The sequence below is a fragment of the Microbacterium sp. genome (assembly GCF_047602155.1).
Classification (GTDB): Bacteria; Actinomycetota; Actinomycetes; order Actinomycetales; family Microbacteriaceae; genus Microbacterium.
In genome coordinates this window covers 2,797,422-2,822,414 of record NZ_JASGHZ010000001.1, presented here as the reverse complement: position 1 = coordinate 2,822,414, position 24,993 = coordinate 2,797,422, and the positions used below count along the sequence as shown (strand labels likewise).

The 24,993-nt window shown below is 70.4% G+C and carries 22 protein-coding genes and 2 tRNA genes; 13 read left to right on the top strand and 11 right to left on the bottom strand.

What is annotated here, in order from left to right:
* Nucleotides 1-9: 9 nt before the first annotated feature.
* From QM720_RS12840 to QM720_RS12820, 5 genes are all read right to left on the bottom strand, one after another.
* The gene (locus tag QM720_RS12840) at nucleotides 10-861 is read right to left on the bottom strand and encodes an ABC transporter permease subunit (protein ID WP_415127114.1); all 852 of its coding nucleotides are present in this window, start codon (nucleotides 859-861) and stop codon (nucleotides 10-12) included.
* Nucleotides 858-1,784 (bottom strand): ABC transporter ATP-binding protein, encoded by a 927-nt coding sequence (locus tag QM720_RS12835; protein ID WP_415127112.1) that lies wholly within the window; start codon nucleotides 1,782-1,784, stop codon nucleotides 858-860. Before QM720_RS12835 ends, QM720_RS12840 begins: the two co-directional genes overlap by 4 nt.
* Before the next feature lie 81 nt (nucleotides 1,785-1,865).
* On the bottom strand, nucleotides 1,866-4,418 hold the full coding sequence (pepN, locus tag QM720_RS12830; RefSeq protein WP_415127110.1) for an aminopeptidase N: 2,553 nt from the start codon (nucleotides 4,416-4,418) through the stop codon (nucleotides 1,866-1,868).
* Nucleotides 4,419-4,510: 92 nt separating this feature from the next.
* Nucleotides 4,511-6,199, bottom strand: a complete 1,689-nt coding sequence (locus QM720_RS12825; RefSeq protein ID WP_415127108.1) for a SulP family inorganic anion transporter — start codon at nucleotides 6,197-6,199, stop codon at nucleotides 4,511-4,513.
* Entirely contained in the window at nucleotides 6,196-6,570 is a 375-nt protein-coding gene (locus QM720_RS12820) for an ArsR/SmtB family transcription factor (protein WP_415127106.1), read from the bottom strand. Before QM720_RS12820 ends, QM720_RS12825 begins: the two co-directional genes overlap by 4 nt.
* Before the next feature lie 70 nt (nucleotides 6,571-6,640).
* On the opposite strand from QM720_RS12820, the gene QM720_RS12815 reads away from it, so the two are divergent.
* The 4 genes from QM720_RS12815 to QM720_RS12800 are packed head-to-tail and all read left to right on the top strand — an operon-like array spanning nucleotide 6,641 to nucleotide 10,404.
* Nucleotides 6,641-7,180, top strand: a complete 540-nt coding sequence (locus QM720_RS12815) for a ribose-5-phosphate isomerase (protein WP_415127104.1) — start codon at nucleotides 6,641-6,643, stop codon at nucleotides 7,178-7,180.
* Complete coding sequence (locus QM720_RS12810) at nucleotides 7,180-8,175, top strand: Fpg/Nei family DNA glycosylase (RefSeq protein ID WP_415127102.1); 996 nt, start codon at nucleotides 7,180-7,182, stop codon at nucleotides 8,173-8,175. Before QM720_RS12815 ends, QM720_RS12810 begins: the two co-directional genes overlap by 1 nt.
* A gap of 13 nt (nucleotides 8,176-8,188) precedes the next feature.
* Complete coding sequence (locus QM720_RS12805; RefSeq protein ID WP_415127100.1) at nucleotides 8,189-8,881, top strand: FMN-binding negative transcriptional regulator; 693 nt, start codon at nucleotides 8,189-8,191, stop codon at nucleotides 8,879-8,881.
* 8 nt (nucleotides 8,882-8,889) lie between these two features.
* Nucleotides 8,890-10,404, top strand: a complete 1,515-nt coding sequence (locus tag QM720_RS12800) for an amidohydrolase (protein ID WP_415127098.1) — start codon at nucleotides 8,890-8,892, stop codon at nucleotides 10,402-10,404.
* Nucleotides 10,405-10,572: 168 nt separating this feature from the next.
* On the opposite strand, the gene QM720_RS12795 is transcribed toward QM720_RS12800, so the two are convergent.
* Nucleotides 10,573-11,058, bottom strand: a complete 486-nt coding sequence (locus QM720_RS12795; RefSeq protein WP_415127096.1) for a Dps family protein — start codon at nucleotides 11,056-11,058, stop codon at nucleotides 10,573-10,575.
* A gap of 134 nt (nucleotides 11,059-11,192) precedes the next feature.
* Between QM720_RS12795 and QM720_RS12790 the strand changes: the two genes are divergently transcribed.
* The gene (locus QM720_RS12790; protein WP_415127094.1) at nucleotides 11,193-11,732 is read left to right on the top strand and encodes a gamma carbonic anhydrase family protein; all 540 of its coding nucleotides are present in this window, start codon (nucleotides 11,193-11,195) and stop codon (nucleotides 11,730-11,732) included.
* A gap of 153 nt (nucleotides 11,733-11,885) precedes the next feature.
* On the opposite strand, the gene QM720_RS12785 is transcribed toward QM720_RS12790, so the two are convergent.
* Nucleotides 11,886-11,959 (bottom strand) — tRNA-Gly (locus tag QM720_RS12785).
* Nucleotides 11,960-12,043: 84 nt separating this feature from the next.
* Here QM720_RS12785 and QM720_RS12780 point away from each other — a divergent pair.
* From QM720_RS12780 to clpX, 5 genes are all read left to right on the top strand, one after another.
* A tRNA-Pro gene (locus QM720_RS12780) sits at nucleotides 12,044-12,117 on the top strand.
* Nucleotides 12,118-12,198: 81 nt separating this feature from the next.
* Nucleotides 12,199-13,617 (top strand): trigger factor, encoded by a 1,419-nt coding sequence (gene tig / locus QM720_RS12775; RefSeq protein WP_415127092.1) that lies wholly within the window; start codon nucleotides 12,199-12,201, stop codon nucleotides 13,615-13,617.
* Nucleotides 13,618-13,784: 167 nt separating this feature from the next.
* The gene (locus QM720_RS12770) at nucleotides 13,785-14,369 is read left to right on the top strand and encodes an ATP-dependent Clp protease proteolytic subunit (protein WP_415127090.1); all 585 of its coding nucleotides are present in this window, start codon (nucleotides 13,785-13,787) and stop codon (nucleotides 14,367-14,369) included.
* Between the two features lie 16 nt (nucleotides 14,370-14,385).
* Entirely contained in the window at nucleotides 14,386-15,030 is a 645-nt protein-coding gene (locus QM720_RS12765) for an ATP-dependent Clp protease proteolytic subunit (RefSeq protein WP_415127088.1), read from the top strand.
* A 151-nt stretch (nucleotides 15,031-15,181) separates the two neighbouring features.
* Nucleotides 15,182-16,450 carry an ATP-dependent Clp protease ATP-binding subunit ClpX gene (gene clpX, locus QM720_RS12760; protein ID WP_415127086.1) on the top strand — a complete coding sequence of 423 codons (1,269 nt, stop codon included), beginning with the start codon at nucleotides 15,182-15,184 and terminating at the stop codon, nucleotides 16,448-16,450.
* A gap of 51 nt (nucleotides 16,451-16,501) precedes the next feature.
* On the opposite strand, the gene QM720_RS12755 is transcribed toward clpX, so the two are convergent.
* Nucleotides 16,502-16,729 carry a ribbon-helix-helix protein, CopG family gene (locus QM720_RS12755; RefSeq protein ID WP_415127084.1) on the bottom strand — a complete coding sequence of 76 codons (228 nt, stop codon included), beginning with the start codon at nucleotides 16,727-16,729 and terminating at the stop codon, nucleotides 16,502-16,504.
* Nucleotides 16,730-16,782: 53 nt separating this feature from the next.
* Nucleotides 16,783-18,852, bottom strand: coding sequence for a M3 family metallopeptidase (locus QM720_RS12750; protein ID WP_415127082.1), 2,070 nt, complete (start codon nucleotides 18,850-18,852; stop codon nucleotides 16,783-16,785).
* 86 nt (nucleotides 18,853-18,938) lie between these two features.
* On the opposite strand from QM720_RS12750, the gene QM720_RS12745 reads away from it, so the two are divergent.
* Nucleotides 18,939-19,565, top strand: coding sequence for an ArsR/SmtB family transcription factor (locus tag QM720_RS12745; protein WP_415127080.1), 627 nt, complete (start codon nucleotides 18,939-18,941; stop codon nucleotides 19,563-19,565).
* A 155-nt stretch (nucleotides 19,566-19,720) separates the two neighbouring features.
* Nucleotides 19,721-20,992: an MFS transporter gene (locus QM720_RS12740; protein WP_415127078.1), complete on the top strand. Its 1,272-nt coding sequence runs from the start codon at nucleotides 19,721-19,723 to the stop codon at nucleotides 20,990-20,992.
* A gap of 10 nt (nucleotides 20,993-21,002) precedes the next feature.
* Here the strand turns inward: QM720_RS12740 and QM720_RS12735 are convergent, their stop codons facing one another.
* Both QM720_RS12735 and valS read right to left on the bottom strand, forming a co-directional pair.
* Nucleotides 21,003-21,251: a hypothetical protein gene (locus QM720_RS12735; RefSeq protein WP_415127076.1), complete on the bottom strand. Its 249-nt coding sequence runs from the start codon at nucleotides 21,249-21,251 to the stop codon at nucleotides 21,003-21,005.
* A gap of 1 nt (nucleotide 21,252) precedes the next feature.
* Complete coding sequence (valS, locus tag QM720_RS12730) at nucleotides 21,253-23,835, bottom strand: valine--tRNA ligase (RefSeq protein ID WP_415127074.1); 2,583 nt, start codon at nucleotides 23,833-23,835, stop codon at nucleotides 21,253-21,255.
* Between the two features lie 281 nt (nucleotides 23,836-24,116).
* On the opposite strand from valS, the gene QM720_RS12725 reads away from it, so the two are divergent.
* Nucleotides 24,117-24,968, top strand: coding sequence for an endonuclease domain-containing protein (locus tag QM720_RS12725; RefSeq protein ID WP_415127072.1), 852 nt, complete (start codon nucleotides 24,117-24,119; stop codon nucleotides 24,966-24,968).
* The last annotated feature ends 25 nt before the right edge of the window (nucleotides 24,969-24,993 follow it).

The window sequence follows — 24,993 nt, the reverse complement described above, 5'->3', positions numbered from 1 at the left end:
CGCTCGACTCTACGCGTCGCGCGTTTTCAGCATCGCGATGCCGCCGCCGATGAAGACCACGGTCCACGCCAGGAGCGTCACGATCGCGGGGGCCGTCTCGAGCGGGTTGCCCGACATCCCGCTGCCGAAAAAGAGCGACTGCCCGGCGTTGGAGGGCAGGTAGGAGGCGGCGTCGTGCAGCCACGCGAACTGGTCGGTGCGCGGGAAGAATCCCACGATGATCGGCGCGACGAACAGCAGCCCGATGCCGATCGACAGTGCTCCGGGACCGTTGCGGATGATGAAGCCGAGGCCGACGCCCATGATCGCGACCAGTGCCAGGTAGCCCACGGCGCCCAGCAGCGGCATGAGCGAGGTGTCGGGGTCGCTGACATCGAGCGGGTACGGCAGGATCGCCGAGGTGACGCCCCACGCGGTGACGAACACGACGAGGCTCGTCACGAACAGGAGCACACCGACCACGAGAGCCTTCGCGAGCAGCGCGCCGATGCGTCCGGGAGCGGCCGTGAGTGTGGAGCGGATCATGCCCGTCGAGTACTCGCCGGTCACCGTGATGGTTCCGACGATGACGGCGAGCAGTTGCGTGAGCACCGTGCTGAACACGATGGCCTGCACCGCGAGCGGATTGGTCTGCGCCACCGTGGTGCCCGCCGTGGCGCTCGCGTCGGTGTAGGCGGCCATCGCCGAGGCCATGAGCAGGCTGAGCCCGATCGAGACGACCGCCACGAGGGCGATGGACCACCACGTCGAGCGGAGGCTGCGCACCTTGATCCACTCGGAACCGATCAGATGCGCGAACGACACCCGATAGCGGGTCTGCGGCGCGGCGGCCGCGGTGGCGGGAGCAGCGGGGGCGGTCATGAGTTCTCCTGGGCGATGTAGTCGGTGGTGCGGTACTCGACGGCGTCGCCCGTGAGGCGCAGGTAGGCGTCTTCGAGGGTCCCCGAGGCGGGCGTGAGCTCGTGCAGCGCGATGCCGCGTGCCGCGGCGAGGTCTCCGATGGATGCCGCGGCCGCCCCGACGACGTCGAGGAGGTCGGGCGCGAGGCTCGTGACGGTGACGTCGGGGCCGACCAGCGCGTCGCCGAGTTCGGCGGCGCGCGGGCTGCGCACGCGCACGGTGGTGCCGGTCCACTGTTCGACGAGGGTGTCGACGGGCGCATCGGCGAGCACCCGGCCGCGCCCGAGGACGATGATGTGGTCGGCGGTCATCGACATCTCGCTCATCAGGTGGCTCGACAGCAGCACCGTCTTGCCGTGCGCGGCGGCGTGCCGGACGAAGTTGCGCACCCACATGACGCCTTCGGGGTCGAGGCCGTTGACCGGCTCGTCGAGCACGAGCGTGTGCGGGTCGCCGAGGAGGGCCGCCGCGATGCCGAGGCGCTGTCCCATGCCGAGCGAGAACCCGCCGGCGCGCTTGCCGGCGACCGAAGCGAGCCCGGTGATCTCGATCACCTCGTTCACCCGGGTCTTGGGGATGCCGTGGGTCGCCGCCATCGCCAGCAGGTGGTTGCGGGCGCTGCGGCCGGTGTGCACCGCCTTCGCGTCCAGCAGCACGCCGACCTCGGTCAGCGGGGAGCGCGACCGCGCATAGCTGGCACCGTTGACGGTGACGGTGCCCGAGGTCGGCCGGTCGAGGCCGACGATCATGCGCATCGTGGTGGACTTTCCCGCGCCGTTCGGACCGAGAAAGCCGGTCACCTTGCCCGGTTGCACCGTGAAGCTGATGCCGTCGACGGCGCGTTTCGCGCCGAAGCTCTTTCTGAGGTTGTCTGCAACGATCATGGCTCCACGCTACGCAAGAGCCTTCTCCCGTCGCATCCGACGGGAGAGGGCTCTTTCACGTGTGCGCGTGGTACCGGGGTACTACTGGCCGTCGCGCTCCTGCACGGCCAGTGCCCGCTCGACGCCGGCGAGGTTCTCCCCGACGAGGCGGCGCAGCGCGGGCGGTGCGTCGCCGTGCGCGGCCAGCCATGCGCGGGTCTGGTCGCGCAGCGCCGCCGACGCCAGCGGCGCCGGGTAGAGACCCGTGATGAGGTAGTTCGCGATCTGGTAGGTGCGCGACTCCCAGATCGGCAGCAGCATGTCGAAGTACGGCTGCACGAACGAGGCGAGCGCGTCGACGCCGGCCGGGTGCACGAAGCCGAGCGCCGCCGAGCGCACCAGCGTGTTCGGTAGGTCGGCGCGGTCGATGAGCGCGGCCCACGACTCCTGCTTCGCCTCGACGCTCGGCAGCGCGGCCTTCGCCTGCGCGGCGAACTCGCCGCCCTTGGCGGTGTTGTCGGCCTGCAGCGCGGCGTCGATGTCGGCCGCGGTGACCAGGCCCCCGGCGGCCAGCGACACCAGCAGCGCCCACGAGAGGTCGGCGTCGATGTCGAGCCCCGGCAGGGCGGCGGTGCCGTCGCGGAGCGCCTGCACCTGCTCCCACTGCGCCGACGTGGCCGCCGCAGAGGCGAACGCCGTGACGAACTGCAGCTGGCTGTCGCTGCCGGCCTCGGCGGTCTGGGCGAGCGCCCACAGTCCGTCGGCGACCGTGGCGCGTGCCGCGTCGCGCCGCTCCGGAGCGACGTAGGCGTTGGCGGCGAGTTGCAGCTGCGCGAGGGTCGTGCGCACGGTCGTCGACTCGGTCTCGGCGCCGATGTTGCGCAGCACGAGGTCGATGTAGTCCGAGGCGGAGGCCTCGGCATCCCGCGTCTGGTCCCACGCGGCACCCCACACGAGCGAACGCGCCAGCGGGTCGCTGATGGCGGCCAGGTGGTCGATCGCCGTCTGCAGCGAACGCGGGTCGAGGCGGATCTTCGCGTAGGCGAGATCGTCGTCGTTGAGGAGGATGAGGTCGGGCTGGGTCAGCCCCACGAGTGCCGGCACCTCGGTGAGGTCGCCGTCGACGTCGAGCTCGACGTGGTGCGTGCGCACGAGGCCGCCCTCGCCCAGGGTGTAGAAGCCGACGCCCAGACGGTGCGGACGGATCGTGGGATAGTCGGCCGGGGCGGTCTGCACGATGGCGAAGCGCGAGATCACATCTGCGGTGCCGGGGCCGACCCGCAGCTCGGCGGAGAGCGTGTTGACGCCCGCGGTCTCCAGCCACTTCTTCGACCAGGTGCCCAGTTCCCGGCCGCTCGTGGCCTCGAGCTCGACGAGCAGGTCGCTCAGCTCGGTGTTGCCCCACGCGTGCTTGCGGAAGTACGCCGACACGCCCGCGAAGAACTCGTCGATGCCGACCCAGGCGGCCAGTTGCTTGAGCACCGACCCGCCCTTGGCGTAGGTGATGCCGTCGAAGTTGACCTGCACGTCCTCCAGGTCGCCGATCGTCGCGACGACCGGGTGCGTCGAGGGCAGCTGGTCCTGCCGGTACGCCCAGGTCTTCTCCATCGCGTTGAACGTGGTCCACGCCTGGGTCCACTCGGTGGCCTCGGCCGTCGCGATCGTCGACGCCCACTCGGCGAACGACTCGTTGAGCCACAGGTCGTTCCACCACTTCATCGTGACGAGGTCGCCGAACCACATGTGTGCCAGTTCGTGCAGGATCGTCACGACGCGGCGCTCCTTGACGGCATCCGTCACCTTCGAGCGGAACACGTACGTCTCGGTGAAGGTGACGGCGCCGGCGTTCTCCATGGCACCCGCGTTGAACTCGGGGACGAAGAGCTGGTCGTACTTCGCGAACGGATACGGCACCTGGAACTTCGCCTCGTAGTAGGCGAAGCCCTCGCGGGTCTTGTCGAAGATGTAGTCGGCGTCGAGGTGGTGCCACAGGCTCTTGCGACCGTAGACGCCGAGCGGGACGACGCGGCCCGACGCGCTCGTCAGTTCGGAGAAGGTCGCCTCGTAGGGGCCGGCGATGAGGGCCGTGATGTACGAGGAGATGCGCGGGGTCGGCTCGAACGCCCACGTCGCGGTGCCCGTCCCCGCCGGCACCGGCTCGGGCGTGGGGGAGTTGGAGACGACCTTCCAGGTGTCGGGCGCGGTCACCGTGAACCGGAACGTCGCCTTCAGGTCGGGCTGCTCGAACACGGCGAACACGCGGCGCGAGTCGGGCACCTCGAACTGCGAGTACAGGTACACCTCGCCGTCGACCGGGTCGACGAAGCGGTGCAGGCCCTCGCCGGTGTTGGTGTACAGGCAGTCGGCGTCGACGATCAGCTCGTTCTGGCCGGCGAGGTCGTGCAGTGCGACGCGTGAATCGGCGAAGACCGTGGCGGGGTCGAGCGGGCGGCCGTTGAGGGTGATCTCGCGGACCTCTCGGGCGATGAGGTCGACGAAGGTCGACGCTCCCGCGACGGCCGAGAAGCGGATGACCGTGCGGGAGCCGAAGACCTCCGCGCCCTTCGTGAGGTCGAGGTCGATGTCGTACGACTGCGTGTCGACAGTCGCGCGGCGTTCCTGCGCTTCGATGCGAGTGAGGTTCTCTCCAGGCACTGCGGTGCTCCCGTGTCTTGCTCGTGGGTGTGTCGGGGTGGTGACGTCGGATGCCGTGGCGCACTGCTGGCGGCGACGACAACCCTCCCACCCTACGCCGTGCGCGGCCCGGCTTCGCGGCGGATGTGGCTGCGGGCGTGCGCGATGGCGCTCGGCAGATCGGCGAACAGATGCTTGTGATGGCGCAGCGCATCGAGCACCCCCACCGTGCGGAACAGATCCGCGTGCCGCGGCTGCACGCCCTTGATGAGCACCGTGACGCCGCGTCGCTCCAGCGTCTGGACGATCTCGCCGAGGGCACGGGCGCCGGTGGCGTCGACGAGCTCGAGGTGGCTCATCCGCAGGATCACGACGGAGACGTCGCGGACCTCGCCCACCTGCGCTGCGACGCGATCCGCGCCGGCGAAGAACAGCGGGCCGTCGAAGCGGATGATCGCGATCCGCTCGTCGCCGGGCTCGGCGTCGGATGCGTCGTCGGCCACCGTCTCACGATGCACGGCCGATGCCCGCGCGAGGCTGCGCAGCGCGAAGACACCGGCGAGGACGACCCCGATCGCGACGGCGACGATGAGGTCGAACGAGACGGTGATGACCGCGGTGAGGACGTAGGCGGCGGCGTCGGCCCGGGTGGAGCGGAGGATGGCGCGCGCCGTGCCGAGGTGCACCATGCGCGCGGCCGTCACCATCAGCACCCCGGCCAGTGCGGCCAGGGGGATCGTGCCGACCGGGCCCGCCACGGCGAGCACGACCGCCAGGAGCACGACCGCGTGGAACGCGGCGGCGAGGCGGCTGCGCGCACCCGAGCGGACGTTGACGGCGGTGCGGGCGATGGCGCCGGTGGCCGGCATGCCGCCGAACAACGCCGCGCCGAGCGAGGCGACGCCCTGACCGACGAGCTCGCGATCGGGGTCGTAGACGCCGGTGTCGGCCATGGATGCCGCAACCCGCGCCGACAGCAGCGACTCGATCGCGGCGAGGGCGGCGACGGTGAGCGCCGGCAGCAGGAGCGCGCCCAGCGCCCCGGGGTCGAGCGCAGGAAGCGACGGCGCGGGCAGGCGAGACGGCAGCGTCCCGATCGCGACCAGCGGGTTCGGGACGAGCAGCGCCAGCACCGTGACGACGACGATGCCGACGAGCGACCCGGGGACCGCCCGGTGCACGCGCGGCGCCAGCAGCATGCATGCCGCGACGATGAGCGCGGCCCCCGCCGCCCACGCGACGTACCGGGGGTCGGCGTCGGCGATCGACTGGAGCGCGGCGATCAGCGCGTTCGTGCTGTGGTCCGTGGCGTGCCGGCCGGTCGTCAGCTGCGGCACCTGCTGCAGGAAGATGATGACGCCGATGCCGACCGTGAAGCCCTCGATGACCGGCCAGGGGATGAACGACACGGCGCGCCCGAGCCCGAGCACGCCGGCCGCGAGCACGATGAGCCCCGCGACGAGGGTGATCGCGGCGACCGCGCCCGCGCCGCTGGTCGCGACAATCGGCGCCAGCACGACGACCATCGCCCCGGTCGGCCCGGAGACCTGCACGTTCGACCCGCCGAACACGGCGGCCAGCACGCCCGCGACGATCGCGGTGACGAGTCCCGCCTCGGCGCCGAGCCCGGCGCTGACACCGAACCCGAGGGCGAGGGGTAGGGCGACGATCCCGACCGTGAGCCCGGCGAGCAGATCTCCCCGCCAGCTGCGGCGCACGCCCGCGTAGTCGGACCGGGCGGGCAGCAGGTCGCGCACGTGCGCCCACGCGCGGTGCCATGCCCGCCCGCGCGCCGCCGTCACGCCGCGGTCCCCGACACCCGCAGTTCAGGCAGCGACTGTGCGTCCAGCAGCAGGTCGCCGTCGGCGGCGAGCAGCGCCAGCAGCAGCTCGCGCGCGGACGTCAGCAGCCCCGCGACGCGGCGGTCGGCGAGGCGGTAGTACACGTGGCTGGCGCGCCGTTCCGACTCCACGAGACGGTGCCGGCGCAGCACGGCGAGGTGCTGCGACAGGTGCGACGCCTCCAGGCCGGTGTCGGCCTGGAGGTCGGCGACGCTGCACTCCGGGCTCGCCGCGAGCAGTTCGAGGATGCGGATGCGCAACGGATGCGCGAGACCCTTGAAGAGGTTCGCCTTGACCTCGTACAGCGGGCGCTGTCGCTGGGTGAATGGCATGATGGAATCATCATATCGAGTGCCGGGCGCCCGGGTTCCGAGATCCGCCGGCATCCCTAGGATGGGTGTCATGCGCATCCACATCGCGACCGACCACGCCGGCCTGGAGTTCTCCACTCAGCTGCAGCATCACCTCGCCGAGGCGGGTCACGAGGTCATCGACCACGGGCCGGTGGACTACGACCCGCTCGACGACTATCCGGCGTTCTGCATCCGTGCGGCGCAGGCCGTGGTGCGCGACCAGGGTGCCGGCATCCCGGCCCTGGGCGTGGTCTTCGGCGGCTCGGGCAACGGCGAGCAGATCGCGGCGAACAAGGTGCGCGGCGTGCGCGCCGCGCTCGTGTGGAACAGCTCCACGGCCGAGCTCGCCCGCGAGCACAACGACGCGAACGTCATCTCGATCGGGGCGCGTCAGCACACGCTGGAAGAGGCGATCGGGTTCATCGACCGCTTCATCGCGACGCCGTTCAGCGGCGAGGAGCGCCACGCGCGCCGCATCGCGCAGCTCGCGGCCTACGAGGCCGACGGGTCGCTGCTGCCCGACCCGCGCGCGGAGGCCGCGCCGCTCGGCGGTGAGTCGGCCGACGCGATCGACCCCGAGGCCGGCTGATGCCCGAAGGGCATTCGGTCCACCGCATCGCCCGCCAGTTCGACCGCAACGTCGTCGGACGCGTCGTGTCGGCATCCAGTCCCCAGGGGCGCTTCGCCGAGGGCGCCGCGGTCATCGACGGTCGCGAGGCCCTGAGCGTGCGCGCGGTCGGCAAGCAGATGTTCCTGGAGTTCGACGGCGACCTCTGGCTGCGGGTGCACCTGGGCATGTACGGCGCGTGGGACTTCGCGGGCGAGATCCTCGTCGACCCCACGATCGCCTCTGCCAACGGGCGGATGGGACAGACGAACCAGCGCGGGACCGAGCTGGATGCCGTCTACGACAGCGCGGGCGAGAACTCGCTCTCGTCGATTGGCGCGCCGCGGCGCACCCGGGTGCACGTGCGGATGAGCGAGCAGACCCGCGGGCTCGCCGACGAGGGCGACCAGTGGCCGCCACCGGTGGTCGGGCAGGTGCGGCTGCGGCTTCTCACGGACTCGACGTGCGCCGACCTGCGCGGCCCCACCGCGTGCGAACTGCAGACCCCTGACGAGGTGCAGGCGACGATCGCGAAGCTCGGGCCCGACCCGCTCGTCGACGACCCGCGCGAGGCGGAGGAGGGTTTCGTCGCGGCCGTGCGGCGCAAGCCCACGCCCATCGGATTGCTGCTCATGGATCAGAACGTCGTCAGCGGCATCGGCAACGTCTACCGCGCCGAACTGCTGTTCCGGGCCCGCCTCGACCCCCACACGCCGGGCCGGGACGTGCCGGCCGAACTCGTGCGGGACCTCTGGCGGGACTGGGCGCGGCTGCTGCAGATCGGCATCGAGACCGGCCAGATGATGACGATGGACGACCTCTCGCCCGACGACTGGCGGCGCGCGATGGCCAGCCGCGACGACCGGCACTGGGTGTACCACCGCGCCGGATTGCCGTGCCGGGTGTGCGGCACGGCGGTCGTGCGGGAAGAGATGGGCGCACGCAAGCTCTACTGGTGCCCGAACTGTCAGAAGTGAGGGGATGCCGCCCATGAGACAGAACCCGAGTTTCGCGATGACCGACGTCGTCGAGCTGCGCCGCATCCTCGACCAGAACCCCTGGATGACCCTCGTCAGCGACACGGAGGACGGGCTGATGGCGTCGCACTACGCCGTCCTGCTCGACGAGGACCGCGACGACCTCACCGTCGTCGGACACGTCGGCAAGCCCGACGACGCGATCCTCGGGCTGGGCGCACACGAGCTGGTGGTCATCGCGCAGGGTCCGCACGGCTACATCTCGCCGGGCTGGTACCCGCCGGAGCAGCCCGGCGTCCCGACGTGGAACTTCGTCGCGGTGCATCTGAGCGGCATCCCGGAGATCCTGTCCCCCGAGGAGAACCTGCGCGTGCTCGACCGGCTGGTCGCCAGATTCGAGTCGGCGCTGCCGCAGCCGCGGCTCATGTGGGAGCCGCCGAACGACGAGGAGTACGTGCGACGCCTGGAGCGCGGGACGGTCGGGTTCCGGCTGACGCCGACGAAGGTCGTGGCCAAGCGCAAGCTCAGCCAGAACAAGGCCGACGAGGTCGTCGACCGCGTCATCGCCGAGCTGGATGCCGGCAACAGCCCCTACGCCGACCCGAGGCTGCCCGGCGAGATGCGACGCGCGCACGACGCGATCCGGGCGGCGCGCGGCGGGCTCGATCCGACGCGGATGCCGGCGGGGCGTTCGGGCGGGGCGTGAGGCGACCCGTGAGCAGTGACGCACAGCGCGGCGAGAGCGTCGACGTCATCGCGGGGGCGCGGCTGGTCGGTGACCGGCGCGCCGACCCGTTCGGCGACGAGCCCGTCGACGTGCACCTCGCCGGGGGCCGCATCGCCGACATCGCCCCGGCCGGGGCGCTGCCGCGGCGCGGCCTCGTGCTCGAGGCCGACGGCGCCTGGCTCATCCCGGGCCTGTGGGACCATCACGTGCACACGGTGCAGTGGGCTCTCGCGGCTCAGCGCGAGCCGCTCGGTGCCGCACGCACGGCGGCGCAGGCCGCGGCGATCATGGGCCGCGCTCCCGTGCGCGAAGGCGACCGCCGCGTCGGGACGGGGTTCCGCGACGCGCTGTGGCCCGACGTCGCCGAGGCGATGACGCTCGCTGTGCTCGACGCGGCCACCGGCGAGGTGCCGACGTATCTCATCAACGCCGACGTGCACAGCGTCTGGCTCAACTCGGCCGCGCTGCGGCGCGAGGGCTTCGAGGCGGGTACCACGGGGGTGCTGCGCGAGGAGCCGGCGTTCGAGGTCTCCCGTCGGCTCAACGCCGCCGATCCCGCCGTCGGTGACCGGCTGGTCGCGGCGACGCTGCGGGAGGCGGCATCCCGCGGGATCGTCGGCGTCGTCGACCTCGACATGGCGTGGAACCTCGCATCGTGGACGCGGCGGCTCGCCGCCGGGTTCGCGGCCACCCGCATCCGGTTCGGCATCTACCCGCCGCACCTGGGTCGCGCACTGGCCGAGGGGCTGCGCAGCGGCGAGGCCATCGACGGCAGCGGGCTCGTGCGGGTCGGACCGTTGAAGGTCATCACCGACGGGTCGCTCGGCACGCGCACGGCGGCGTGCTCGCACGCGTATCCCGGCGACCCGCACAACCACGGCGTGCTCACCGTCGCCCCCGAGACGCTGATCGACCTCATGACGCAGGCGACGGGTGGGGGACTGGACTGCGCCATCCACGCCATCGGCGACGTCGCGAACTCGCACGCCCTCGACGCGTTCGCGGTGACCGGTGCGACGGGCGTCATCGAGCACGCGCAGCTGGTCGCCCACGCCGACATCCCGCGGTTCGCTCGGCTCGGCGTGGGCGCCAGCGTGCAGCCCGAACACGCCGTCGACGACCGCGACCTGACCGACACCATCTGGGCCGCGCAGGCCGCGATCGCCTATCCGCTGCGCGCGCTGGCCGACGCCGGCGCGAACCTGCTGTTCGGATCCGACGCGCCGGTGGCCCCGCTCGACCCGTGGGCGGCGATGGCCGCCGCCGTGCACCGCACCCGCGACGGCCGCCCGGCATGGCGGCCCGAGCAGGGGCTGGATGCCGCCACCGCGCTCGCGGCATCCACCGCCGGCGGGTCGGCGACGGGCGCCGTGCTCGAGCCCGGCACCCTGGCCGATCTCGTGCTCGCCGACCGCAACCCGCTGCGCGCCACCGGACCCGAGCTGCGCGCGACGGCGGTCGCCGCGACGATGCTTCAGTCCCGCCTCACCCACCTCGCCTGACCCCGCCCCGCCGCCCCGTCACCCGCGAAACCTCACAAATGTCCCACTTTTGACGGCACAGCACGGCGTGTCGCGGACATTTGTGAGGTTTCGCGGAACGGCAGGGCGGGGCGGGGAGGCGAAACGCCCCAGGCCGCGGGGGTACTGGGGCGTTCGGTCGAAGTGATGTCAGGCGGCGAGGTGCGCGGAGAGGAACCAGCGGTCCTTCTCCAGGCCCGCCTTGATCGCGATCGCGACGTCCTGGCTCGTCAGGTCGAGCTCCTCGAGGCCGTCGATGGCGGCCTGGACATCGGCGATGACGGCATCCATGTCGGCGACGATCGCGACGATCTCGTCCTGCCACTGGGCGAAGCCGGCCGGCACCGCGCTGGCACCGCTCTTGTCGGCGATCGTCGCGAGGCGGGCGTCGATCGGCAGGCCGAGGGCGACGATGCGCTCTGCGGCGAGGTCGGCGAAGCCCTGGGCGTTCGCGACCACCGAGTCGAGAAGTTCGTGGATGGCGATGAAGTTGGCGCCGCGCACGTTCCAGTGCGCCTGCTTGCCGTTCACGGCCAGCGCCTGCAACCCGAGAACCACCGGGGTGAGGAACTGCGCCGTGCCGGCGGAGGCCTCGGGGCCGGCTGCGGTCATCGAAATCAACTGCGTCTTGGTCATGATCACTCCATTCGAGAGGGGCTGTTGGCCCCGCGTTATCTTCAACGGTACTCAGCCACGAGCATTCCGCAAGCAAGACAAGGCTGGGCTTACACGCGCTCTTTCGCCCGGTCGTGGCGCGATATCGTCGAGTCATGACGATCGCCGACGACGCCTCGATCCTGACCATCCCCGTGGGCACGCCGCAGCTGCATCCGACGGCGTTCGTCGCGTCGGGTGCGCGCATCGTCGGCGACGTCGTGCTGAGTGAGGGATCGAGCGTCTGGTACAACGCCGTGGTGCGCGGCGACAGCGCGTCGATCGTGCTGGGCGCGGGCAGCAATCTGCAGGACAACGTCTCGGTGCACGTCGACGCCGACAGCCCGGTCGTCATCGGCGCCGACGTCTCCGTCGGTCACAATGCCGTCGTGCACGGCTGCACGATCGGCGACGGCTCGCTCATCGGGATGGGCAGCGTCGTGCTGTCGGGCGCCGTGATCGGCGCCGGATGCCTCGTGGCCGGGGGAGCGGTCGTGCTCGAGGGCACCGTCGTTCCCGACGGATCCCTCGTCGCCGGCGTCCCGGCGAAGGTGCGGCGGCAGCTGTCCGAGCAGGAGCGCGTCGGCATCCTGCGCAACGCGCAGCTCTACCGCCGGCACGCCGCGACCCACGCCGGAGCCGCCGACGCGCGCTGAGGCTCCGCGCTCCTGCGTCACGGGCGCCGCCGCGGCCTCCGCGCTGCTGCGAAAAGCGGAAAAGTCGCGAAAAACGGATGCCGGCGGCCTCATACGTCCGTTTTTCGCGACATATCCGTTTTTCGCGACGGGCGGTGGAGGGGATGACGGCGGTGGAGGGGATGACGGGAATCGAACCCGCGTAATCAGTTTGGAAGACTGAGGCTCTACCATTGAGCTACATCCCCGAGTCCGCACGGATGCGGAGCCTCGGAAAGTCTACAAGGTCCGTTCGGCTAGACTGACCAACGGCCGTTTTCGGCCCCGCGCCCCGGGGCGTAGCTCAGTTTGGTAGAGCGCCCGCTTTGGGAGCGGGAGGCCGCAGGTTCAAATCCTGTCGCCCCGACATACGGCCCGCGAGGCACCCCCACAGACCAGAAACCACGCCCCCGCATGCGCGCGGGCGGACACGAGGAGAACAACAGGCATGGTCACCAGCACCGTCGAGAAGCTCGGCCCGACCCGGGTGAAGCTGCACATCACGGTCACCCCCGATGAGCTCAAGCCCAGCATCAGCCACGCGTACGAGCACATCGCTCAGGACGTGCAGATCCCCGGCTTCCGCAAGGGCAAGGTGCCCGCGCCGATCATCGATCAGCGCATCGGCCGCGGCGCCGTCATCGAGCACGCCGTCAGCGAGGGTCTCGACGGCTTCTACCGCGAGGCGGTCACGGCGAACGAGCTGCGCACCGTCGGCCGCCCGTCGGCCGAGGTCATCGACTGGCCGAGCGACAAGGACTTCTCCGGCGACCTGAAGGTCGAGGTCGAGGTCGACGTGCGCCCCGAGTTCGACCTGCCGGCGTTCGACACCGTCACCGTCACCGTCGACGCGGTCGAGACGGATGCCGCCGCCGTCGACGCCGAGCTCGACCGCCTGCGCGGCCGCTTCGGCACGCTGATGACGGTCGACCGTCCGGCCGCGAAGGGCGACTTCGTCGACCTCAACCTCGTCGCGACGATCGACGGCACCGAGATCGACCGCGCCGAGGGCGTGTCGTACGAGGTCGGCTCGGGCGAGCTGCTCGACGGCATCGACGAGGCCATCGACTCCCTCACCGCAGGCGAGGACACCACGTTCCGCTCCACGCTCGTCGGTGGCGACCACGCCGGCGACGAGGCCGAGGTGTCGGTGTCGGTCGTCGCGGTCAAGGAGCGCGAGCTGCCGGAAGCCGACGACGACTTCGCGCAGATGGCCAGCGAGTTCGACACCATCGCCGAACTGCGCGACAGCCTCGCCGCGCGCGTCGCCGAGCAGTCGGTGTTCGTGCAGGGCGCCGCCGCCCGCGACAAGCTCATCGACGCGCTCATCGACGCCGTCGAGATCCCCGTGCCGGCCCAGCTCGTCGAAGACGAGGTGCACGCGCACCTGGAGGGCGAGGGGCGCCTGGACGACGACGCGCACCGCGCCGAGGTCACCGAGGCCAGCGAGAAGCAGTTCCGCACTCAGATGATCCTCGACAAGCTCGCCGAGGCGCACGACGTGCAGGTCTCGCAGGACGAGCTCACGCAGTACCTCATCCAGTCGGCCGCGCAGTACGGCATGGCTCCGCAGGACTTCGTGAACGCGCTGCAGCAGAACGGCCAGCTGCCCCTCATGGTCGGCGAGGTCGCCCGCAACAAGGCTCTCGCGCTCACGCTCGGCAAGGTCACCGTCGTCGACACCAACGGCAAGCCCGTCGATCTGTCCGGCCTCGCCGCCGTCGACGACGAGGATGCCGTCGTGGAGGAGGCGCAGGAGATCGCGGATGCCGCCGCCGATGCCGACGCCATCATCGCGGCCGAGGAGAAGCCCGCTGTGAAGGCCCCGGCGAAGAAGAAGCCCGCGAAGAAGGCCGACGCCGAGTAAGACGCGCGCACGACCAGACGCCGCTTCCGGAGACGGGGGCGGCGTCTTGTCGTGCCGACCCCGCCGGAAACGGCGGGACGAGGTATGCCGACGGCGAACACGGGCGGGTCGCCCCCGTCGCGTCGGTAGATTCGGTGGCGTAGTCGAACCCGGAATCAGGAGCATCCATGGCTGAACCACTTGTCGCGACGAGCGTCTTCGACAGGCTGCTGAAAGACCGCATCATCTGGCTCGGGTCAGAGGTGCGCGACGAGAACGCGAACGAGATCTGCGCCAAGATCCTCCTGCTCGCGGCCGAAGACACCGAGAAGGACATCTACCTCTACGTCAATTCCCCCGGCGGCTCGATCACGGCCGGCATGGCGATCTACGACACGATGCAGTTCGTCCCGAACGACATCGTCACCGTGGGCATCGGGATGGCGGCATCCATGGGTCAGCTGCTGCTGACGGCCGGCACGAAGGGCAAGCGGTACATCACGCCCAACGCGCGTGTGCTGCTGCACCAGCCGCACGGCGGCTTCGGCGGAACGGCGAGCGACATCCAGACGCAGGCGCAGCTCATCCTCGACATGAAGAAGCGCCTCGCCGAGATCACCGCCGCGCAGACCGGCAAGACCGTCGAGCAGATCAACGCCGACGGCGACCGCGACCGCTGGTTCACCGCCGAAGAGGCCCTCGCGTACGGCTTCGTCGACCACATCCGCGAATCGGCCGCCGACGTCATCGGCGGCGGCGGGACCGAGAACTGAAGACCGGAGCACCCACATGAACCCGTTGCACCTGCCCGAAGCCCGCTACATCCTCCCGCAGTTCGAGGAGCGCACCGCCTACGGCTACAAGCGCCAGGATCCGTACAACAAGCTGTTCGAAGACCGCGTGATCTTCCTCGGCGTGCAGGTCGACGACGCGTCGGCCGACGACGTCATGGCGCAGCTGCTCGTGCTCGAGTCGCAGGATCCCGACCGCGACATCGTCATGTACATCAACTCGCCCGGCGGCTCGTTCACCGCCATGACGGCGATCTACGACACGATGCAGTACGTGTCGCCGCAGATCCAGACCGTCGTGCTCGGCCAGGCCGCATCCGCCGCATCGGTGCTGCTCGCCGCCGGCGCCCCCGGCAAGCGGCTCGCGCTGCCGAACGCCCGCATCCTCATGCACCAGCCCGCCGTCGGCGAGTCGGGGCACGGGCAGGCGTCGGACATCGAGATCCAGGCGGCCGAGATCCTGCGGATGCGCACCTGGCTCGAGGAGACGATGGCCACGCACACGAACCGCACGCAGGAGCAGGTCAACAAGGACATCGACCGCGACAAGATCCTGTCGGCGTCGGAGGCGCTCGAGTACGGCATCGTCGACCAGGTGCTGACTTCGCGCAAGCGCCAGCCCGCGGCCGCACTGACCGCGTAAGCCGACCCAGGCCCCGCCGTCCGTTCGCGACGGCGGGGCCTCGGCGTCGCCGCCGACTATCCACAACTCGCGTCCAATCCGCCGAGATGTCGGTGGCAGCGGTTAGGCTCGAACGGGCACCCGAACTGCCCCTTTCGTCAAGGAGAAGCACATGGCTCGCATCGGTGAGAGCGCCGACCTGTTCAAATGCTCCTTCTGCGGCAAGAGCCAGAAGCAGGTGCAGCAGCTCATCGCCGGTCCCGGCGTGTACATCTGCGACGAGTGCGTCGAACTGTGCAACGAGATCATCGAAGAGCGCATGGCGGAGTCGGGCGAGGGCGTCGTCAGCGACTTCGACCTGCCCAAGCCGCGCGAGATTTTCGCCTTCCTCGAGGAGTACGTCGTCGGGCAGGATGCCGCCAAGAAGGCCCTGTCGGTCGCCGTCTACAACCACTACAAGCGCGTGCGCGCGCACGGCACCCTGCAGAGCGCCGAGCAGCGTGCCGAAGAGGTCGAGATCGCCAAGAGCAACATTCTGCTCCTCGGCCCGACCGGCTGCGGCAAGACGTATCTCGCGCAGACGCTCGCCAAGCGCCTGAACGTCCCCTTCGCGGTCGCCGATGCGACGGCCCTCACCGAGGCCGGCTACGTCGGCGAAGACGTTGAGAACATTCTCCTGAAGCTCCTGCAGGCCGCCGACTTCGACGTCAAGCGGGCCGAGACCGGCATCATCTACATCGACGAGGTCGACAAGATCGCGCGCAAGGCCGAGAACCCGTCGATCACGCGCGACGTGTCGGGCGAGGGCGTGCAGCAGGCGCTGCTGAAGATCCTGGAGGGCACCGTCGCCTCGGTGCCGCCGCAGGGCGGGCGCAAGCATCCGCACCAGGAGTTCATCCAGATCGACACGACCAATGTCCTGTTCATCGTCGCCGGCGCCTTCGCCGGGCTGGAGGACATCGTCTCGTCGCGCGTCGGCAAGCACGGCATCGGTTTCGGCGCGACGCTGCAGGACAAGGGCAACCAGCTCGACCTGTTCAGCGAGGTGCAGCCCGAGGATCTGCACAAGTTCGGTCTCATTCCCGAGTTCATCGGCCGTCTGCCGGTCGTGACCTCGGTGGCGCCGCTGGACCAGTCGGCGCTCATGGAGATTCTCACCGGGCCGAAGAACGCGTTCGTCAAGCAGTATCAGCGCATGTTCCAGCTCGACGGCGCCGAACTGGAGTTCGACGACGACGCCCTGCGCGCCATCGCCGACCTCGCCATCGCCCGCAAGACCGGCGCCCGCGGCCTCCGCGCGATCCTCGAAGACGTGCTCGGCCCGATCATGTTCGAGATCCCCTCGACCGAAGACGTCGCCAAGGTCATCGTCACCCGCGCCGCGGTCGTCGACGGCGCGGCACCCACGCTCGTGCTGGAACGCCGTCGCAAGAGCGCGTAACCGGACTCGTCGAGATGCGAGCCAGCGCCGACTTGTCGATGAGCCAGCGACTCACGACCAGGCGCCTCGCATGACGTCATCATCGAGAAGATCCACTGCGACGCGGGTGAAGCGCTCGAAGTCGGCCGAGGTCACCGGTCGCTCGTCGCGTCCGTGCGCAGCCTCTTGTGCGATTGTGCGGCGGAGGAACTCGCTGCGCGACAGTCCCAGGCGCTCGGCCTTGGCGTCGATGCGACGCAGGTCGTCTTCAGACACGTTGCGGATGAGGACATCGGTCACGACGTCACCTCCGGGGCTTTCGAGTGATCGATATCCGATCGATATCGCTTGCCTCAGCCGTCGAGGCCGCGACGCTTCAGGAGCGGCGCGATCTCTGCGTCGCGCCCGCGGAAGTCGCGGTAGGCCTCCAGCGGATCCTTCGAGCCGCCCACCCCGAGCAGGCGCCGCCGGAACCGTTCGCCGTTGGCACGGGTGAGGCCGCCGTTCTCGGTGAACCACTCCACGGTGTCGGCGTCGAGCACCTCGCTCCAGATGTACGAGTAGTACCCCGCGCTGTACCCGCCGGAGAAGACGTGCGCGAAGTAGGTGGACGAGTATCGGGTGGGCACCACGGGGTTGTCCAGGCCGATGTCGGCCAGGGCTGCGGCCTCGAACGCCGCAACGTCGGTGACGGCGTCGGCCGCGGCGGCATCCAGGGAGTGCCAGGCCTGGTCGAGCCACGACGCGGCGAGATATTCGCTGGTCGCGAAGCCCTGGTTGAAGACCTCGGATGCCCGCAGCTTCTCGACGACGCCGGCCGGCAGCGGCGCGCCGGTGTCGACGTGTCGCGCGTACGTCGTGAGCACCTCGGGCCAGAGGATCCACATCTCGTTGACTTGGCTCGGGAACTCGACGAAGTCGCGGAACACGTTCGTGCCGGCGAAGTGCGGGTAGGTGACGGTGGCGAACAGCCCGTGCAGCGCGTGGCCGAACTCGTGGAACAGCGTCGTGACCTCATCGAGCGTGAGGAGCGTCGGCTCACCCGGCGCGGGCTGGGGCACATTGAGATTGTTGACGACGACGGGAGCCGTGCCGCGCAGGTGCGACTGCGACACGATCGAGTTCATCCATGCGCCGCCGCGCTTGGTGTCGCGCGTGTACAGGTCGAGGACGAACAGCCCCAGCGCCGACCCGTCTTCGTTCCGCACCTCGAACACGCGCGCGTCGGGATGGTAGGCGGGCAGATCCTCCCGTTCGGCGAAGGTGATCCCGTACAGCTGCGTCGCCGTGCGGAACACCCCGTCCTGCAGCACCCGCTCGGCCTCGAACCACGGGCGCAGTGCCGTGCGGTCGAGGTCGTACTCGGCCTTGCGCACCTGCTCGGTGTAATACGCCCAGTCGTGCGCCTCCAGCGTGGCATCCGGGCCGTGAGTCTTGCGGAGGGCCGCCTCCAGGGCGGCCTGCTCGGCGCCCGCATTGCGGGCGGCGGGTGCGGCCAGCTCGCGCAGGAGCGCGTGCACGGCGTCGGGCGAGCCCGCGGTCTCGTCGCTCGTGACGTAGGCGGCGTGGCTGTCGTACCCCAGCAGTGCGGCGCGCTGCGCGCGCAGGCGGACGATCTCGCGCAACGTGTCGCGGTTGTCGTGGTCGCCGCCGCGTGAGCCGCGGCTGCGCGAGGCCTCCAGCAGCCGGCGCCTGCTCTCGCGGTTCGTCAGGGTCGACAGGTAGGGATGCCCCGTGAACAGCGTCAGCGTCACGACGTAGCTGCCCGGCATCCCGCGGTCTGCGGCGTTCTGCGCTGCGGCCGACAGCTCGCCCTCGGTGAGCCCGTCGAGCTCGGCGGCGTCGTCGAAGACGACGGCGAGGTCGTTCGTGTCGGCGAGGAGGTTCTTCTCGAACGTCGTCGTGAGCACCGACAGTCGCTGGTTGAGCGCGGTCAGCTCCTGCTTCTGCGCGTCGTCGAGGCCCGCGCCCGCGTGGGTCAGCTCGCGGTGGTGGCGCTGCACGAGATAGCGCTCTTCGGGTGTGAGGTGCGCGAGGGCGGGTGTGTCGAGCTGCGCGTGCACGGCGTCGATGCGGGCGTACAGGGCGGCATCGAGCGTGATCGCGTCATGATGGGCCGACATGAGCGGCGCGAGCGTCTCCTCGATCTCCTGGATCGCGGGCGTCGCATCGGCCGACGAGACGGTGTAGAAGGCGCGGGAGACCCGCCCGAGAAGCTCTCCGGAGCGCTCCAGCGGCACGAGGGTGTTCTCGAAGGTCGGGGCGGATCGCACGCCCGTGATGCTGGTGATCTCCCGGCGCTGCGCGGCGAAGGCCTGCTCGAACGCGGGCAGGTAGTGCGCGGGCTGGATCTCGCGGTAGTCGGGCAGCCCGTAGGGGAGCGTCGTGGCGGCCAGGAGGGGATTGGGAGCGGCATCCGTCATGCGTACAGCGTAGGCGGATCCGGATGCAAAGGAATCCCTGCAAAGAATTATTTGCAATGCTGTAGTTGCAAAGGTATCTTTGCATCATGAGCGAGGAAGAGACCGCAGACCGGACGCCCGGCGAGACGCCCCGTCCCGAGCGCATGCTGGATGCCGGCGCCCTGCGCGCGCTGGCGCACCCGCTGCGCGTGCAGATCTACGACATCCTGTCGCAGTACGGACCCCAGACGGCGAGCACGCTCGCGGAGATGACGGGGGAGTCGTCGGGGTCGACGAGCTACCACCTGCGGGCGCTCGCGAAGCACGACCTCATCCGCGAGGTCGACGACCGCGGCACCGGACGCGAGCGCTGGTGGGAGCGGCCGAAGGGGCCGATCTCGTTCACGAACCCCGACGCGATCAAGACCCCGTCGGGCAAGGCGGCGACCCAGGTCGTCATGACCGAGTTCCTGAGCCGTCGGCACCAGCAGCTCATGCGGTACGTCGGCGACATGCTCGTCGCGCCCGAGGGGCACGCCGACGACGATGCCCTGATCTCCACCGCGACCCTGCGGCTGAACCGCGAGCAGCTGGGCGAGCTGATGACCGCGCTGCAGGGCGTGATCGACGACTTCACCGACAGGTATCGCGACCAGAAGGGCGAGGGGGTGCGCCCGATCAGCGTCCGCGCCGACGTGTTCCCGCTGCCCGCCGGCGCCGCCGACAGCCGCTGAGCTGCGGCGCTCACCCCGACATCACCACCGTGGAGGTGCACCATGAAGAGCAACAACGCCATCCGCACGCGGGCCATCCCGCCGCTGCCCACCGCCGTACGGCAGAGCGCGCACGCCCAGCCGTGCGCGATGCGCGCCTTGCAGGTGCCGGCGCGATGACCACGCAGACGGGAGCCGCCGAAACGGCCGCGCCGACCGCCCGTGCACCGCTGGGGGCGGGGTTTCGGATGCTGTGGTCCGCCGCGGCGTTCAGCAACCTCGCCGACGGGCTGGGGCGCACGGCGGTGCCGCTGGTCGCGGTGACCCTGACCGACGATCCGCTGCTGATCTCCGTGATCGGCGCCCTGGCCTTCGTGCCGTGGCTCGTGTTCGGGCTGCCGGCGGGGATGATCGTCGACCGGCTCGACCGGCGGCACGTCATGGCTGTCGCCAACGTCATCCGCGGGCTGGTGGCCGTGTGGCTTGCGGTGCTGGGCGTGACGGGCGGGCTCAGCCTGTGGGCGCTGTTCGTCGCGACGCTCGTGTTCGGCCTGGGCGAGACCCTCTTCGACAATGCGACCAACGCCGTCGTCCCGTCGGTCGTGCGTCGCGATCAACTCGACCGGGCGAACGGCTGGATGCAGGCGGCCCAGGTCGCGATCGACAACTTCGTCGCCACCCCGATCGCCGGCGTGCTGTTCGCCGTCGCGCTCGCCCTCCCGCTGTGGCTCGGATCTGCGGGCTACATCGTGCCCGTCGCGCTGGCGATGCTCCTGCCGTTGAGCGCGGCGCGCGCACTGGCCGCGCCGGGGGAGACGGCATCCGTCGCCCCGCCGCGGGTGACGACGAGCGCGGCGCTGCGCTACCTCTGGCGGCACCGCTACCTGCGCACCATGGTCGCGTTCACCGCGTTCATCGGCTCGGCGCTGTCGTTCGCGCAGGCGGTCAGCGTCCTGTTCCTGCTGCGGACTCTGGAGGTGCCGGTCGCGGCGATCGGCTTCGTCACGGCCGGGGTCGGTGTCGGCGCGCTGGCGGGGTCGATCATCGCCGCCCCGCTGGTGGCCAGGTACGGTCGCGGCCCCGTGATGCTCGTCGCCATCGTCGTCGCCGGTGCGATGCTCGTGCTCACCGCTCTCGCGCCGAACGTGTGGCTCGCCGTCACGGCGTTCGCCGCCTCAGCCGGCGCCGTCTCGGTGTGGAACGTGCCGTGGGGGAGCCTGCGTCAGCAGATCGTCCCACCGGAGATCTTCGGCCGGGTGCTCGGCGTCATCCGCACCCTGACGTGGGGCCTCTTCCCGGTGGCCACGCTCGTCGGTGGCCTCGTCGGTCGCGTCGACCTGCGCCTGCCGTTCGTCGTCGGCGGCGTTGCGATCGCCGTCGCGGCGCTGCTGGCGGTGCCGCTGCTCATCACGGGCACGCGCCGTACGGGGGCGGAGATCCGCGCCTAGGCCCGCCGCATCAGGCGAACTCGTCGTCGACGTCGTGGTGCACGACGACCTCGCCGGATGCCGTGAGCTCCACGATCATCCCGGTGTCGAGTTCGGCGATGGGCCGGCTTTCCAGGAACGTGAGCGTCCAGCGCGGGCGCGGCTGACCCATCAGGTCGGTCGGCAGGGCGCGGTCGACCGCCGCGATCTGCCCGCACAGCACATCCGGCACCGCCGCGGGCGGCACGTCGCCGCTCGTCCATCGCGTTCCCAGCTGCATGTCACGCCTCGCCGGGTTGGTCGGGCGCCAGCTCGACCGACTCGACGACGAGCCCGTCGCCGCCGCCGATCAGCTCCAGCTCCGCGATGCGGCCGACGGCCGTGAGGTCGCCCTCAGCGAGCGCCAGCGCCGCGATCGTCGCATCGTCCGCACGCAGGACGAGACGGCGCACCGGCGTCTTCTGCGAGGCCTTCGCCTCGGTCTTCGCGCGGCGGATGCCGATCAGCGCCGCGCTCGACGCCGTCAGCACGCCGGGGTCGCCATCGGCGCCGAGCGGAGTCGGCCAGGCGGCGGTGTGGATGGAGCCCTCCTCGAACCACGACCAGGCCTCCTCCGTCGCGAAGACGAGCACCGGGGCGAGCAGCCGCAGCAGCGTCGACAGGGCGAGGCGCAGCGCGAGCGCCGCCGAGGCCTGGCCGACATCGGTCTGGTTGTAGGCGCGTTCCTTGACGAGTTCGAGGTAGTCGTCGCAGAACGTCCAGAAGAACGCCTCGGTCACCTCCAGCGCCCGCGCGTGGTCGTACTGCTCGTACGCACGGGTGGCGTCGCGCACGACCTGGTCGAGGGTCGCGAGCATGGCGGCATCCAGGGCGTGCGTGATCTCGGCGCCGTCGGGCACCGGGAACGACAGCACGAACTTCGCCGCGTTGAGCACCTTGATCGCGAGGCGCCGGCCGATCTTCACCTGCGTCGGGTTCTGCGGGTCGAAGGCGGCGTCTGCGCCGAGCCGGCTGGATGCCGACCAGTACCGCACCGCATCCGTCCCATGCCCCGCGAGGACGTCCGCGGGCGTCACGACGTTGCCCTTCGACTTCGACATCTTCTTGCGGTCGGGGTCGACGATGAAACCGGAGATGGCGGCATCGCGCCACGGCGCGCGGCCGTCTTCGAGGGCGCTGCGCAGCATCGTCGAGAACAGCCAGGTGCGGATGATGTCCTGGCCCTGCGGGCGCAGATCGAACGGGGCGACGAGGTTCCACAGCTCTTCGTCGCGCTCCCACCCGCCCGCGAGCTGCGGCGTGAGCGACGAGGTCGCCCACGTGTCGAAGATGTCCTTCTCGCCGTCGAAGCCGCCCGGCACGCCACGCTGCGACGCGTCGTAGCCCGCGGGCACGTCGATCGTCGGGTCGACCGGAAGCTGACCGGCATCCGGCACGATGACGCGGTCGTAGTCGCGTTCACCGTCGTCGTCGAGGCCGTACCAGACGGGGATCGGCACGCCGAAGAACCGCTGGCGCGAGACGAGCCAGTCGCCGGTGAGGCCGTTCGTCCAGTTCTCGTAGCGCACGCGCATGAAGTCGGGGTGCCAGTTCACCTCGGCGCCGAGGGCGAGCAGGCGGTCGCGCAGCGCCTCGTCGCGGGCGCCGTTGCGGATGTACCACTGCCGCGTGGAGACGATCTCCATCGGCCGGTCGCCCTTCTCGTAGAACTTCACGACGTGGGTGAACGGTTTCGGGTCGCCGATGAGCTCACCCGATGCGGCGAGCAGCTCGACGATGCGCTTCTTGGCGCTGAACACCGTCTTGCCGACGAGTTCCGTGTAGGCGGCCCGGCCGGCATCCGTCGTGATCACGTCGGGGGCGTCGGCGCGCACGCGCCCGTCCTCGCCGAGGATCGTGCGGTTGGGGAGGTCGAGTTCACGCCACCACACGATGTCGGTGACGTCGCCGAAGGTGCAGATCATCGCGATGCCCGACCCCTTGTCGGGCTGCGCGAGGTGATGCGCGAGCACGGGAACCTCGACGTCGAACAGCGGCGTGCGCACGGTCGAGCCGAACAGGGGCTGGTAGCGCTCGTCGTCGGGATGCGCCACCAGCGCGACGCACGCGGCGAGCAGCTCGGGCCGGGTCGTCTCGATGTGGACGTCTCCGGCGCCGTCGCTGCGGTGGAACGCGAGGCGGTGATACGCGGCGGGCTGTTCGCGGTCTTCGAGCTCGGCCTGTGCGATCGCGGTACGGAAGTCGATGTCCCACAGGGTCGGGGCGAGCGCCTGGTATGCTTCGCCGCGCTCGAGACCCCGCAGGAACGCGAGCTGGCTCGTGCGGATGGTCTCGTCGGAGATCGTGCGATAGGTCTGCGTCCAGTCCACGCTCAGCCCGAGCTGACGAAACAGCGCCTCGAAGTGCTTCTCGTCTTCGACGGTCAGCCGCTCGCACAGCTCGATGAAGTTGCGGCGGCTGATCGGCACCTGATCGGCGGCCTTGCTCGACTTGTTGTCACCGCCCTCGAACGGGGGGGTGAAGTCGGGGTCGTAGGGCAGCGAGGGGTCGCAGCGGACGCCGTAGAAGTTCTGCACGCGGCGCTCGGTCGGCAGGCCATTGTCGTCCCACCCCATGGGGTAGAAGACGGTCTTGCCGCGCATGCGCTCGAACCGGACCTTGAGGTCGGTGTGCGTGAACGAGTAGACGTGCCCGATGTGCAGCGACCCGGATGCCGTCGGCGGCGGCGTGTCGACCGAGTAGACGCCTTCGCGGCCCGCGGCCTTTGCGGCGTCGCGGTCGAAGAGGTAGGTGCCCTGCTCCGACCAGACGCCGTCCCACTTCTGCTCGAGGCCTTCCAGCGCGGGCTTGTCGGGAATGCTCATGCGGGTCTCCTCGAGCGATATGTGCGGCACGGTGTGTGCGTGCCTGAGTGTGGGTGGTGCGTAGATTCTATCGTCCCGCGCCCAGACGCGAACGCGGTGCCGGAATCTGAGGGGATGTCGAATTCTGAGGAGGATGCCGCGGCATCCGCTCCTCAGAATGACGCACTCTCCTCAGATATCCGCGCGGCAAAACCTCCTCCCCAGCGGCCGACTTCTCGGAGTTGTCCACAATTCGGGAGTTTCCGCCGCCACGAGCCGGTCGGGTCGGCCACGATGTCGGGATGGAGCTGGCAGAGGCGGTGAGGTCGCAGGGCGGGGTGGTGCGCGTGCGCGCCCTGCGGCGGCGTGGTTGGAGCGAGCGCGCGATCAACCGCGCCGTCACCAGCGGCGCTGTCAGCCGCCCGCGGAACGGGTGGCTCGCCGCACCCGGTGCTGACCCGCTCCTGGTCGCGTCGGCACGGGACGGCGTGGTGCTGTCGTGCGTCACTCAAGCGCAGCGGCTCGGTCTGTGGGTGCTCGAGTCTCCGCCCCGTCCGCATGTGGCGGCGAAGCCAACGTCGGGTGGCGTGTGTGTTCCACGGCACGGCGACACCGGGCAGCCGATGGCGCTCGTGCACTGGGCGAAGCCCGTCGTACCCCGAGACCCGGATGCCCTCGTCGACACGATCGAGAACGTGCTCGCGCTGACCGCGGTGTGTCTCCCGCAGGAGGAGGCGCTCGTGGTCTGGGAGTCGGCACTCGATCGGCGGCTGATCACGTTGCCCGAGCTGCGCCGCCTGCCCCTCCGGGGACGCGCCAGAGAACTCGCGGAGTCCGCATCGCCCTTCTCGGGCTCGGGGTTGGAGACCCTCGTTCCCCCGCGCCTGGCCTGGCTGGGGTTGCGGATCATCCAGCAGGCCTGGATACTCGGGCACCGCGTCGACTTTCTCATCGGCGACCGGCTCATCCTGCAGATCGATGGTGGCTCGCACGTGGGCGCGCAACGCACGAGTGACATCGAGCACGATGCCGAACTGATGCTCCACGGCTACTACGTGATCCGTGTCGGCTACGACCAGGTGGTCAACCGCTGGCCCGAGGTGCAGGCCCTGATCATGCGCGCGGTGGCGCAGGGGCTGCACCTGGCTCGCTGACCGCCGTCGGATTCTGAGGAGATGT